The organism is Pseudoalteromonas sp. S1609, assembly GCF_005887255.1.
Taxonomy (GTDB): domain Bacteria; phylum Pseudomonadota; class Gammaproteobacteria; order Enterobacterales; family Alteromonadaceae; genus Pseudoalteromonas.
The window spans coordinates 43,882-56,647 of the sequence record NZ_PNDJ01000022.1 but is presented as its reverse complement, the minus strand read 5'-3'; the positions used below and the strand labels follow the sequence as shown (position 1 = coordinate 56,647).

Annotated in this window: 12 protein-coding genes; 3 read left to right on the top strand and 9 right to left on the bottom strand. The window is 39.7% G+C overall.

Annotation, left to right across the window (positions count from 1 at the left end; all coding sequences use genetic code 11):
• Positions 1-399: 399 nt before the first annotated feature.
• The 9 genes from hisIE to CWB76_RS07335 form a co-directional block, all read right to left on the bottom strand.
• Positions 400-1,014, bottom strand: a complete 615-nt coding sequence (hisIE, locus tag CWB76_RS07375) for a bifunctional phosphoribosyl-AMP cyclohydrolase/phosphoribosyl-ATP diphosphatase HisIE (protein WP_138606541.1) — start codon at positions 1,012-1,014, stop codon at positions 400-402.
• Positions 1,005-1,784, bottom strand: a complete 780-nt coding sequence (gene hisF, locus CWB76_RS07370; RefSeq protein ID WP_138606539.1) for an imidazole glycerol phosphate synthase subunit HisF — start codon at positions 1,782-1,784, stop codon at positions 1,005-1,007. Before hisF ends, hisIE begins: the two co-directional genes overlap by 10 nt.
• The gene (locus CWB76_RS07365) at positions 1,766-2,500 is read right to left on the bottom strand and encodes a 1-(5-phosphoribosyl)-5-[(5-phosphoribosylamino)methylideneamino] imidazole-4-carboxamide isomerase (protein WP_138606537.1); all 735 of its coding nucleotides are present in this window, start codon (positions 2,498-2,500) and stop codon (positions 1,766-1,768) included. Before CWB76_RS07365 ends, hisF begins: the two co-directional genes overlap by 19 nt.
• A 32-nt stretch (positions 2,501-2,532) precedes the next feature.
• Positions 2,533-3,123 (bottom strand): imidazole glycerol phosphate synthase subunit HisH, encoded by a 591-nt coding sequence (hisH, locus tag CWB76_RS07360; protein WP_138606536.1) that lies wholly within the window; start codon positions 3,121-3,123, stop codon positions 2,533-2,535.
• Complete coding sequence (hisB, locus tag CWB76_RS07355; protein WP_138606534.1) at positions 3,120-4,181, bottom strand: bifunctional histidinol-phosphatase/imidazoleglycerol-phosphate dehydratase HisB; 1,062 nt, start codon at positions 4,179-4,181, stop codon at positions 3,120-3,122. Before hisB ends, hisH begins: the two co-directional genes overlap by 4 nt.
• A complete protein-coding gene (hisC, locus tag CWB76_RS07350) occupies positions 4,178-5,266 on the bottom strand; it encodes a histidinol-phosphate transaminase (protein WP_138606533.1) in 1,089 nt (362 codons plus the stop codon). Before hisC ends, hisB begins: the two co-directional genes overlap by 4 nt.
• The gene (gene hisD, locus CWB76_RS07345) at positions 5,256-6,557 is read right to left on the bottom strand and encodes a histidinol dehydrogenase (protein WP_138606531.1); all 1,302 of its coding nucleotides are present in this window, start codon (positions 6,555-6,557) and stop codon (positions 5,256-5,258) included. The genes hisC and hisD overlap by 11 nt, the downstream gene beginning before the upstream one ends.
• A gap of 5 nt (positions 6,558-6,562) precedes the next feature.
• Positions 6,563-7,462, bottom strand: coding sequence for an ATP phosphoribosyltransferase (hisG, locus tag CWB76_RS07340; protein ID WP_008112621.1), 900 nt, complete (start codon positions 7,460-7,462; stop codon positions 6,563-6,565).
• A 645-nt stretch (positions 7,463-8,107) separates the two neighbouring features.
• Positions 8,108-8,884: a GlxA family transcriptional regulator gene (locus CWB76_RS07335; protein WP_249363163.1), complete on the bottom strand. Its 777-nt coding sequence runs from the start codon at positions 8,882-8,884 to the stop codon at positions 8,108-8,110.
• Between the two features lie 369 nt (positions 8,885-9,253).
• Here CWB76_RS07335 and CWB76_RS07330 point away from each other — a divergent pair, with 369 nt between their 5' ends.
• The 3 genes from CWB76_RS07330 (at position 9,254) to CWB76_RS07320 (ending at position 12,710) form a co-directional block, all read left to right on the top strand.
• Positions 9,254-9,874, top strand: coding sequence for a transglutaminase-like domain-containing protein (locus CWB76_RS07330; protein WP_138606530.1), 621 nt, complete (start codon positions 9,254-9,256; stop codon positions 9,872-9,874).
• A 129-nt stretch (positions 9,875-10,003) separates the two neighbouring features.
• A complete protein-coding gene (locus tag CWB76_RS07325) occupies positions 10,004-10,231 on the top strand; it encodes a hypothetical protein (RefSeq protein WP_138606528.1) in 228 nt (75 codons plus the stop codon).
• A 301-nt stretch (positions 10,232-10,532) separates the two neighbouring features.
• Positions 10,533-12,710: a M4 family metallopeptidase gene (locus CWB76_RS07320; RefSeq protein ID WP_138606526.1), complete on the top strand. Its 2,178-nt coding sequence runs from the start codon at positions 10,533-10,535 to the stop codon at positions 12,708-12,710.
• The last annotated feature ends 56 nt before the right edge of the window (positions 12,711-12,766 follow it).

Genomic DNA, 12,766 nt, shown 5'->3' with positions numbered 1-12,766 from the left:
ATTCCACATATATAGGCGATAACGCAGCATCAATGCCAAACAGGCGCTGCCCGAAGGGTTCTGCCTAGGGGCGATTTACTCTTTGTTGCCTACATGGATGTAGGTAAGGGGCGTGAGCAGGACGCGGAAGCTTTGCTCGGTTTTTACTTATTCTTACATGGATGTAAGCCAGTAGAATAACGCAGGAGCAGTTATCGAGCCCACTAGGTTACAAACCTCGCGCCGGGATTAAACCGCCCCTAGTTTGAACAAATATTAATCCGCAAAGGTCAGCAGACCCAAGTTAAAGGATACCTAAGGGAGAGAATAAATGCTATTGAGAGGCTGAATTAAAAAGAAAAATTATGGCTTTTTATAACGATGTGCGCCACATAATGGCGCACACAGTAATGGTTGTATTTACTTATGACGACCTTGTAGGCAAGCAACTACATCAGTGAGTTCTAACCCTTGGCGTTGTAGTAGTACAACGAGGTGATACAACAAATCGGCCGATTCGTTGGTAAGTTCATTGTTGTCGTGTTTCATTGCTGCAAGCGCCACTTCTACACCTTCTTCACCTACTTTTTGACAGCTACGGCTTAAGTCTTCTGCGAACAGTGACGCAGTGTAGCTTTTAGCTGGATCATCACTTTTACGAGCAACAATGACATCTTCAAGTTGAGCTAAAAAGCTCAAGCTTGGTTTTGCATCATCACCAAAACAGCTTTGCGTGCCTAAATGACAGGTTGGGCCTTCTGGGTTTGCAAGTACGAGTATAGAGTCGTAATCGCAATCGGTATGCACCGATACCACGTTTAAAAAGTTCTCTGATGACTCGCCTTTGGTCCATAAACGCGATTTAGAGCGCGAATAAAAGGTCACTTTATTGCTCTCAAGCGTAACTTTTAACGCTTCGCTGTTCATAAAGCCTTGCATTAAAATAACGCCAGAGCGGGCATCTTGAACAATAGCAGGGATCATTTCGCTTTTAGCAAAATCAACTTGGGTTTGGTTTTGTTGTGTTAATTGCATAATCTTGCTGCCACTTGGTTATCGGTTAAATATTGTTTTAATTCGCCAATGTTAATCACATTTTTGTGAAAAACGCTTGCTGCCAATGCGCCATCGACTTCGCTTTGTTGAAAGACATCAACAAAGTCTTGCATACTGCCTGCACCGCCTGAGGCGATTAAAGGAATATCACACAGCTGGCGTATTTTGCTGAGTTGCTCGTTGTCGTAACCGTTGCGAACACCATCTTGGTTCATACAATTTAAAACGATTTCGCCTGCACCTAAGTCTTGTACGCGTTTAACCCATTCTTCGGTTTTATAACGGGTGCGGCTTGATGCATTAGGATCGCCGGTTAATTGATACACTAAGTATTCGCCGGTTACTTCATCGTAAAAGCTGTCAATACCTACAACAACACATTGCTTACCAAATTCATCGTGTAGCTCTTTTATGAGTTCAGGGCGTGCAATAGCAGGGCTGTTGATACTTATTTTATCGGCACCACGCTCTAAAACCCGTGCTGCATCGGCTACCGATTTAATACCGCCAGCCACACAAAATGGAATATCAATGTGGCGGGCAATGTTTTCAACCCAGTTAACATCAAGTAGGCGTTTTTCAACACTTGCGCTGATTTCGTAAAAAACCAGTTCATCGGCACCAGCATTGCTGTATGCTTTTGCCATTGTTAAAATATCGCCCACTATTTCATGGCCTTTAAATTTAACGCCTTTTACTACTTGGCCGTCCTTTACATCTAAACACGGGATTATGCGTTTTGATAACATGCTAACGCCTCCTCAACACTAAATGCTCCATCAAGTAGTGACTTACCTAAAATTACGCCGCCCACACCAAGTTCATTGAGCTTTTTAATATCATCTAACGAGCTTACCCCACCTGAGGCTTGCACTTTAATATTTGCATTATGATTAATTAAATCTTCATAAAGCGCAAAAGAAGGGCCTGACATGGTGCCATCTTTGCTGATGTCCGTGCATAAAAAGTCAATAACATCCAGAGCAACGTAAAAATCAACAAGCTCAAGTAAACCAAACTCAGATTCACTTAGCCAACCGTGAGTAGCAGGTGCCCATCCTGTGGCTGTTTTATTTACATCAAGGGCAATTACAAAGTGCTCGGCGCCAAATTGTTCAATCCAAGCTTTCACTTGCTCACGCTTTTCAACCGCCATTGAGCCAATAACCACTTGGTTTGCACCTGCTTTTAGCCAATCTCTCACGTCTTGCTCTGAGCGAATACCGCCGCCCACTTGGTACGGTACATTAAGCGCTTTAGTTGCAGCTTGAATATGTTGCCACTGTTTTTTACTTGGATCGCGTGCGCCTTCTAAATCTACAAGGTGCAATTTACCTGCGCCGCTGTCGGCGTATTCTTTTAACCGTGCGCCAAGCTCAAAAGGATAAAACTGGGCGGTGTCGTATTTACCTTGGTATAAACGAACAATTTGATTTTGTAATACATCTAATGCTGGAATAATCACTGTATTTCTCTTTTAAAAGCATGAAGAGCAACCTAAAGTTGCCAATCAATAAAATTTTGTAATAAACGCGTGCCCACTTTAGCGCTGCGTTCAGGGTGAAATTGCATGCCTGCATAATTGTCTTTAGCGACAATTGCAGAAAATGTTTGCCCGTATTCGCTGCTGACTAGTGTGGCGTTATTAACGGTATGGGCGAAACTGTGCACATAATAAACCTGATCGTCTGCATGCAAACCTTGAGTCAACGGGTGCGCTTGTTGAACAGATAGGTTATTCCAGCCCATATGCGGCGACGTTAAACTGCCAACATCAAGGGCTTTTATTTGCCCTGGTATTTTACCTAAGCACTGCACATTACCTTCTTCAGTGCTTTCGCACAGTAACTGCATCCCCAAGCAAATTCCCATTAGCGGGCGCTGATATTCGTTAATTGCTTGCTGCCAACCATTATCAACCAAACGCTTCATAGCAACAGATGCATGACCAACACCGGGTAAAATAGCACGTTCATAGCCTGCTAATTGTTCTGGCGAAGTAATCACCGTAGGGGTTTTCCCTAAACGCTCAAATGCAAACCGTACTGAGTTAATATTGGCACAACCGGTATTAATTATGGCAATCATAAACATCCCTTAGAGCTGGCTGTTTGTTGGCTGGTATCTTGCGCAATAGCCATGCGCAAAGCACGAGAAAACGCTTTAAATAAGCCTTCTACTTGGTGATGACAGTTACCGTCACTCACCGATAGAATAAGGCTAATAGCGGCATTATCGCTTAAGCTTTTAAAAAAGTGCTCAACCATTTGTACGTCTAAATCACCGGCTTTTTCACGGCTAAAGTTAGCGTTTAATACAAATGATGCTCGACCCGATAAATCAATTTGTGCCTCTGCTTTACATTCATCCATTGGCAGTGCAAAACCATAGCGCGCTATTTGCGATTTAGTGCCAAGCGCCTGTTTAAGGGCAACACCTAAAGCAATACCAATGTCTTCAACAAGGTGGTGCTCGTCTATGTGTAAATCGCCTTTGGCTTTAATGTTTAAACCAATGTTGGCGTGCGTGCGAATTTGATCCAGCATGTGATCAAAAAAACCTAGGCCAGTGTCTATGCTGCCATTTTTAGTTTGATCTAGGTTTATGGCTACATCAATTTGGGTTTCTTTGGTGTTACGCGTAACACGGCCTTCACGGTTAGCTGTGGTAAGCTTAGTAACAATGGCAGGCCAGCTGCCATCGTACAAAATGCCTTCACAACATAAGTTTTGCGCAAGACCAATATCTGTTTGGCGATCGCCAATTACATATGAACGTGCTAAATCAACTTTGCCTGAGCGCATAAGTTCAGTTAATAAACCCGTTTTAGGTTTACGGCAATCACAGTTTTGCTCGTCAAAGTGTGGACAAATTAATACTGACTCAAAGCTAATGCCTTGGCTTTGTAAAATGTCCATCATTTTGTCTTGAGCAATGTCGAAATCGGCAGTTGGAAAGCTGTCTGTGCCCAAGCCATCTTGATTCGATACCATCACTAAGCGATAACCTGCTGCTTGCAGTTGCAATAAGGCAGGAATGACACCTGGTAAAAACGCTAGTTTTTCAAGGCTGTCGACTTGTTTATCGGTGATTGGCTCTTCAATAATAGTGCCATCGCGGTCTATAAATAAATAGGGGTTACTCATGATACTTCCTGTTGTGCTGCGGTTTGTGGCAATTGCAGGCCATCTAACCAAATTTTTACTTGTTCTAATTCTTGCTCATTACCAATTGAAATACGTAGCCAATCATCTTCATTAAATAAGGTGAAGGCGCGCATTACTAAGCCTTGTTTAAGCGCTTGTTTAAAGTAATCCTTGTTAGCTAACTTTAAAGTAACGAAGTTGCCTTCACCAGTGAGTATTTTTAATACTGCAGGAGAGGCGTTTAACCAGTCAATAAGCTTTAACTTTAAGCTATTTAAAATCGTTACTTGGCGACGCATTGAGGTAATGGCATCAGGGGCAATGGCTTGTGCTGCAATGCTGGCCACCACACCCGATACCGGATACGGTGCAATGACTTTACGAATAGGCGCTAATACACTGGCCTGAGCGAGAGTAAACCCTGTTCTTAAACCCGCGAGTGCGAATGCTTTTGAGAGTGTACGAAGCACAACAATGTTACTAAACTCGTTTATAAGTTGTGTTGCACTTTGCTCTGGACAAAACTCTATGTAGGCTTCATCAACAATCACTAATGCTTTACCTGCAAGCGCAGTGGCAATGGCTTTTACTTTATCTAGCGGCGTTAAGCTTCCAGTTGGATTATTTGGATTACAAATAAACACTAGTTTTGAGCTACCCACAGCGGCAACTATTTCATCCACGCTGCCATTAAATAAAAGCGCTTGTGTTAGGCCATTGATTGCGACGTTGTGTGTATCGGCCGTTACTTTGTACATACCATATGTTGGTAAAAATAGTGCAATGCTGTCTTTTGACGGTTCACAGTAGGTACGTACTAATAATTCAATGCCTTCATCTGCGCCGCGAGTCATTAATACATTTTCGTTTTCAAGCTCAGCATAGGCAGCGTAGCGGTCAATAACCAATTGAGGCTGAGGATCGGGGTAACGATTCAAGTCTTCAATTGTTATTTCAAGGTTTTTAGCATACGGGCTTTCGTTCGCATTAAGCCACGTTGTACCGGTTAACTTTTCACTTTTAGCTGAGCTATACGCAGCAAGCGCTGCAATATTATCAGGTAATAAGCCGCTCTCATTGCTCATTTTTTATTGCCTCTAAACGAATTGAAACCGCATTAGCGTGGGCATCTAGGCCTTCTGCATCTGCTAAGGGTAAAATAGCTTTTGAAAGCTCAGTTAAGCCACGTTTACTGATGGTTTGTACTGTGTAAGTACGGAAAAAATCAAGTAAATTCAAGCTAGAATAAGTTGCACTGTAACCATAAGTGGGTAACACGTGATTAGTGCCTGAGGCATAATCGCCCGCTGACTCTGGGGTGTAATCGCCAACAAATACAGAGCCTGCATTCTTTACTTTATCTAAATAAGGAGTGGCATCGGCAAGCTGTAATATTAAGTGCTCTGGCCCATATTGCGCTGATACGTCAAACGCTTGGGCTACTGAATCAACTAGAATAAGTGACGAATTAGCCAATGCCTGTTCGGCAGTGTCTTTTCGGCTTAAGTTGGCAAGTTGACGAGTAAGTGCATCTTGCGTTTGTTCAATAATGGTTTCACTGTTACATAATAAAATAACTTGTGAGTCAGCCCCGTGTTCTGCTTGAGAGAGTAAGTCGGCAGCAATAAACTCTGGGTTTGCACGTTCATCTGCAATCACTAACACTTCTGATGGCCCTGCTGGCATATCAATCGCCATACCTGGAATCGTTTGTGCGACTAACTGTTTTGCCATAGTGACAAAGCTGTTACCTGGGCCAAAAATTTTATTCACTTTAGGAACAGACTCAGTACCATAAGCCATTGCAGCAATCGCGCCTGCACCGCCGCTTTCAATAATTGTAGTGATACCACATAATTTAGCGGCATATAAAATAGCCGGGTTAATTGCTTTATCACCTTGTACTGGGGTGGTTAAGACCACGGTTTTTGCACCGCTTAACTGCGCCAATACACCTTGCATAATAACCGATGATGGAAGAGGGGCACTCCCTCCTGGTACATAAATACCGACTGCTTCGATGGCTTGATATTTCAGTTCACAGTCAACACCTGGTTGAGTCGATAACTTAATATCTTTTGGCAGTTGCGCTTGGTGAAAACATTTCACATTGGCATAAGCGGTATCAATTGCATACTTAAGCTCTGGGCTTAGCATTTTCTCAGCGGCATTAATTTCATCAAGTGGTACACGTAAACGCGGCTTGGCTCTATTATCGAACTCTTTTGCTAATGCAAGTAGAGCGGCATCGCCTTGCGCATTCACTTTTGCCAAAATAGTCTGGCAAATGCTTTCTACTTTTTCACTTGCTGATACAGCAGGGCGCATAAGCGCCGCTGCCTGAACTTGTGATGTTTCCTCATTCCAACGAAGCATTGTTGTTACTCCATCATTTTTTCAATTGGCATAACTAAAATAGAATTGGCACCAAGGGCCTTAAGTTGTTCCATGGTTTCCCAAAATAGGGTTTCGCTGCTCACCATGTGTAGGGCAACATATTCATCATTACCCGCAAGAGCCAATAATGTAGGTTGGCCTGCGCCAGGTAAAATCTCACAAATTTCATCAAGCTTGTCTTTTGGTGCGTGTAACATAATGTATTTGCTTTCTTTAGCTTGCTTTACACCACGTAAACGAGGCATTAGTTTATTGATGAGCGCTAATTTTTCAGTATCTTGTAGTTGAGTGTTTTGGATTAAACAGGCATTTGACTCTAAAATTGTATCACCCTGCATTAAGCCATTTGCTTCAAGCGTTGCGCCTGTAGAAACTAAATCACAAATAGCATCGGCAAGTCCTGCTCGTGGTGCTACTTCCACTGAACCTGTTAACATTACTGTACTGGCGTTTATGCCTTCGCGTTTTAGGTATTGGCTTAAAATTTCTGGGTAAGTGGTTGCTATGCGTTTGCCTTCAAACCAGCTCTTGTCTTGTTTACCAAGTTCTTGTGGCCATGCGAGTGCTAAACGACAGTAACCAAAGTCAAGTTTAGCAAGCTTTGTTACTTCACTCGGTACACCTTGGCGTTCTCTTTCTGCTTGCACTTCAACTAATACGTTTTCGCCAACAATACCTAAATCACATACACCATCCATAACTAAGCCTGGAATATCGTCATCGCGCACACGCAAAACGTCGATAGGCATGTTGGTTGAGTGTGCTATTAGACGCTGCTCACGAAGATTGAGTTTTACACCCAGTTGTTTAAGTAGATCTTGACAATCTTTAGATAGGCGGCCACCTTTTTGGATGGCGATACGAAGACGATTACTATTATTCATTACTCATTTTCCTTTAATTTAAAAACTAAAAACCCCGAGGGAAACCTCAGGGCGAAAATGAATCTTGGTATGTTGATTCGCCAGAGGTTTCCTTTTAGGAACAACCTCTCAGCGAAAGACCTGACAGGTTATTCCGATGAATGATGGTGGTGATGTACAACTGTCAGTGAATTAAGCATTTTTATATCCTGTTTAGCTATTCGTTACTATGTTAACGCTTAGCTGCTGTTTTTTTAATAAGTTTCGCATTTATAAAAACATATTCACTAACATCATGGCAAGGAAAATTTTCTTTAATTAAAGAATATCTTATAACTGCCGGTACTAAGAATATAACCCATTTAAATTAGTGTTACATGAATTGTTTGATTTTCACTCATCAATGGAATGAGTTTTTGAAGGGTGTACGCATAGCTATGATGCCCACTTATTTGGATAAAGTAATCGGTTTGTAGTATGAGTCTAAAGGTATGTCTTATATCGCAGATGTGTAAAACGGTGCAGCTACCAAAAATTACAACTTGAATTACAAAAAAGAAAAAACGAAGTGCTTTATAAAGAGCAAACTAAATCACAAAAAAACGGTAATTAAAATGATGATGGAATTGAACTCTTGGGCTTAAATCATTATTTAAACAAAGTTGATTAATCATTTTTACGCCACTTTGCAGGTGTTAACCCTGTGCTTTTTTTAAATAAGCGAGAAAAAAAGCTACTGTTTTCATATCCTACATCGACTGATATTTCGTTCACGGTTTTATCTGTTGCTAATAACTGTTTTTTGGCTCTATCTATGCGTACTTCTTGTACATATTTGTTGATTGATATACCTGTTGCTTGTGAGAATCGCCTTTTTAAATTGCGTTCACTAAAATTAAATTGTTTTGCTAATTTATTGATAGTGATTACACCGCTTGGGTAATTATGAATCCAATCTTGTACTTCGTTAATTTTTTCGTCTCTGTGATTATTAAATTGAGGCAAAATAAGGTTTAACTTACCAGAGTCAGAAATAAGTAAATGAGTAGCGCACTGCTGAGAAAAACGATCGCCTTTGTCTCGAGCAACAAGGCTTAAAAGTACGCTAATACCCGCTTCAAAAGAGCCCGTTGTATATATATTCCCCTTTCTTAAATACGATTTATGACTGATAAATTGGCAATCAGGAAATAATCCACTTAGCGGCTTGACTAAGCTCCAATGCGTAGCAATCACCGTTTTATCTAATTTACCTGTTGCCGCTAAAAAATAAGAGCCATTACTTAAACAAAGAATAGACGTATTACTACTTATTTTAGGTTTTAACCATTCAATAATTAACTCAGTGCCCCGTGGCATATTTTTTAATTTAGAACCTTCTATCGGCGGTATAATAACTAATTCATACTGCTTATCAGTAAGTGACTTATCGGCAATAACCAGTGAATTACTCGAGCTTGTTATAGGTGCACCGTCGGTCGTTATTATTTCTACGTTATAACTTTGAGGTAATGAGTAATGTGTGTAGAGTTAAGAAACAATAGTAAAAAATCTTTAGCTAAAAATACGCTAACAGCCCAGCAGCCCTCATAGGCAATAATTGCTATATTTTTCATAATTCTTATGGCCCAATCGGACTATTTAAAATGCCTGTGCAGACATAGTATTTTAATTTTTGTATAAGTAACATTAAAAGATACTTTAAAGACTTATATAGTTTTAAAGTTATTGTTTTAAAATGCTTTTTTACTATTAAAAAACATAGTTAAACTATCTGTAATTACAATAAATACATTCATTAAGGGGACAGGTTTGAAGCAGTACTTACAAAATGATGCTTTTTTCAATCACAAGCATAATGAAATTAATAGCTGGCTAAAAAAGGTAAAAGGTAATGACGAACGCACTAAGGCCGTTTCAATATATTACCTTGTAAGAGACGGAATTAAATATGATCCTTTTACACTTTTAGATGGGGCAAAGTCACTAAGTAGTGATTATTGCTTAAATAATAAAGCAGCATATTGTATTCCAAAGGCATCATTACAAATAGCATTTAGCCGAGCTTGTGATATTCCTGCACGGTTAGGTTTAGCTGATGTTCGTAACCATTTGAGCACTCCTAAATTAGATGAGTTACTAAAGAATGAAGTGTTTACAATGCATGCTTACGTGGAGCAGTTTATTGAAGGTGAATGGGTTAAATCGACCCCTGCTTTTAATAAGGAACTATGCGACTTAGTTAAAATAAAACCGCTAGATTTTGATGGGGTTAATCATTCTTTATTTCATCAATTTACTACAGATGGTAAAAAGCACATGGAATATTTAAAAGATCACGGTCAATATGCTGTAATGCCAACAGCATTTATTAATCAAAATTGTGAGCTTTATTACCCGCATTTAAAGCTTAATTTTAGCAATATTGAATAATGTATTAATTGATATGACGGCAAGAAAATTTAATGAATATTTTACAGCTGCCGATAACATTAACAGTATTGCGTTATTTATCAACAGTTTTATATTTATAAAATTACGCCTAACCTGCTGGAGGTACACATGGATATAATGATCCCCTATTTAGGGCAAATTACCCGTTTAGCGCTTGAATCTAAAGGTGCTTTTCATATTGCAGGGGTGCAACAAAGCGCTAGAGTAAAACAAGTTGAACTTGAAGAGCGTAAAAAGAAAGAGATAGAAAAGCAAAAAAAAATATCGACAACAAATGCTGATGAACATAATAAAAATACAGATGGTAACGATAAACACCTCGATACATGGGCATAACAATTGAATATGCCCTCCACTTTTTCGTAATTCTTATTACATGCCTTTCTTTTTACAAATTACAATCTCGATTTTGTAACTTTAAATTTACAAATTGAATATTTAAAATTCATTAAAACGAAATTAAAAATCATTCTGCATTGATTTTTAATACTTTATTTTTGTTGGCTCATACTTTAATTGTAAATTTTTTGTTTAATTTCCATTTGGTTGTTTTGTGACCTACGCTGATCCTGAATCGGGAACAGGTAGTGCCGGTTAGTATAAATATACTATTAACAAAACAAAATGGAGCGTAACCGTGAATTTATCAAAAATCACAATAGCAACCCTTGCAGCTTTTACACTAGTACAAGCACCAGCAGCGGTAGCTGCGAATAAAAAATACCTTAGTGAGCAGTCAAATAACATCAATAAAGCGCAAAGTAGTGTTGTATCACTTAATGATACTAACCTAGCTGCAAAAATTGGCTTGGAGTCAGGGAATAAATTAGTCGTAGTAAAAGAAATTAAAAGTAAAAACGGAGATATAACCAAACGATATCAACAGTTCTTTAACGATTTACCCGTTATAGGAGATACCGTTAGCCTAACATTCAAAAATGGCCAGCTAAAACACTCTCACGGCGCTGCTGTTTATGAGCTTGCTACAGATATTAATAGCGTTACTCCTAAGTTAAGTAAAAATAAAGCAATTACAAAAGGGTTGCAACAATCAGATATAGCAATAAAAACCGCTGATTTGAAAAAGTATAATGAAAAATCTCAACTAGCAATTTGGCTAGACGAACAAGGTACTGCTCATTTAGTTTATGAGGTGTCTTATGTAACTTATGGTCGAAACCCTGCGAGACCTTATCAAATTATTGATGCAAACAATGGAGATATTCTATTTAGCATCGATAACCTCCAACATGCTGATGCGACTGGCCCAGGTGGAAACTTGAAGACGGGCAAATATGTTTATGGCACTGATTTTGATAGTTTGAATGTAACTCAATCGGGCAGTAATTGCGTGATGGAAAATAGTAACGTTAGAACTATTAATTTAAATGGTGGGACGAGCGGAACAAGTGCTTATTCATTTACCTGTCCTGAGAATACCTTTAAAGAAATTAATGGTGCTTACTCACCTTTAAATGATGCACATTATTTCGGCAACGTAATTTATAACATGTATAACGATTGGATTGGTACGCCACCATTATCTTTTCAATTAAAAATGAGAGTGCATTATAGCAACAATTATGAAAATGCATTTTGGGATGGCAGTGCAATGACTTTTGGAGATGGTCAAAATACATTTTATCCACTTGTAAGCTTAGATGTATCAGCCCATGAAGTAAGCCATGGGTTTACCGAGCAAAATTCAGGTCTGATCTATAACAGCAAATCAGGCGGGCTGAATGAAGCTTTTTCTGATATGGCAGGTGAGGCTGCAGAGTATTACATGAGAGGAAGTAATGATTGGCTTGTAGGTCAAGACATATTCAAAGGTAATGGTGCTTTGCGATACATGAATAATCCAACACAAGATGGGCGCTCGATTGATAAACAAAGCGATTATACTAGTGGTATGGATGTACATTACAGTTCAGGTGTTTACAACAAAGCGTTTTATAACCTAGCCACGACTGCTGGATGGAATACAAAAAAAGCATTTGAAGTGATGGCGCGTGCTAATCAACTGTATTGGACTGCCAGTACTAACTGGGATATAGCCGGTAATGGTGTTATGGACGCAGCCTGTGATCTAAACTACGACACACAGGACGTAAAAGCGGCGTTAAGTGCTGTTGGTGTAAACTCTAGTTTGAGTGCTGGTAGTTCGTGTGATTCAGGTTCCGAAATAGAAGCGCTTTCAAATGACATCCCACGTACGGGGATCAGCGGTGCAGCCAAACAACAAATATTCTTTACGCTTGATGTGCCACAAGATGCAGGTAACTTATCATTTACCACATCAGGTGGAACAGGCGATGCTGATTTGTATGTAAAATTTGGTTCTAAGCCAACGCTAAATAGCTTTGACTGTAATAGCACAACGTCAACAAGTAATGAAAGTTGCGCTATCGGTAATGTTCAAACCGGTACTTATTATGTAATGGTTGAGGCATGGAATCAAATCTCAGGAGTCACATTACTTGGCAGTTATGATGGCGATACTGGGGGTACAACGCCTATAAATCGAACTGAAGAAAATGTAGCTGTAAGCTCTGGAGGCTGGACTCGATTTACGCAAAGTTTAGGTTCAGGTTATAGCTCACTTAACGTTTCAATTGCGGGTGGCAGTGGCGATGCGGATTTATATGTAAACTTTGGAGCAGCATCAGATACAAATACTTATGTTTGTCGCCCATATAAAAATGGCAATAACGAAAGTTGTACTATCGATAATCCACAAGCAGGGACTTGGCACATTGATTTACAAGGATACCGCAATGCAAGTGGTGTAACGCTTACTATTCAAGCTAACTAAATCAATTCCTAGGGGAGTGTCCGCTCCCTTTTTTATCTTAGTCATATCACTTTCTA

What these genes read in the sequence shown, in the direction of transcription:
- hisG (WP_008112621.1), bottom strand. Translation starts at nt 7,462, where the DNA reads ATGAATAATAGTAATCGTCTTCGTATCGCCATCCAAAAAGGTGGCCGC.
- CWB76_RS07325 (WP_138606528.1), top strand. Translation starts at nt 10,004, where the DNA reads ATGGATATAATGATCCCCTATTTAGGGCAAATTACCCGTTTAGCGCTT.
- hisC (WP_138606533.1), bottom strand. Translation starts at nt 5,266, where the DNA reads ATGAGCAATGAGAGCGGCTTATTACCTGATAATATTGCAGCGCTTGCT.
- hisB (WP_138606534.1), bottom strand. Translation starts at nt 4,181, where the DNA reads ATGAGTAACCCCTATTTATTTATAGACCGCGATGGCACTATTATTGAA.
- hisIE (WP_138606541.1), bottom strand. Translation starts at nt 1,014, where the DNA reads ATGCAATTAACACAACAAAACCAAACCCAAGTTGATTTTGCTAAAAGC.
- hisF (WP_138606539.1), bottom strand. Translation starts at nt 1,784, where the DNA reads ATGTTATCAAAACGCATAATCCCGTGTTTAGATGTAAAGGACGGCCAA.
- hisH (WP_138606536.1), bottom strand. Translation starts at nt 3,123, where the DNA reads ATGATTGCCATAATTAATACCGGTTGTGCCAATATTAACTCAGTACGG.
- hisD (WP_138606531.1), bottom strand. Translation starts at nt 6,557, where the DNA reads ATGCTTCGTTGGAATGAGGAAACATCACAAGTTCAGGCAGCGGCGCTT.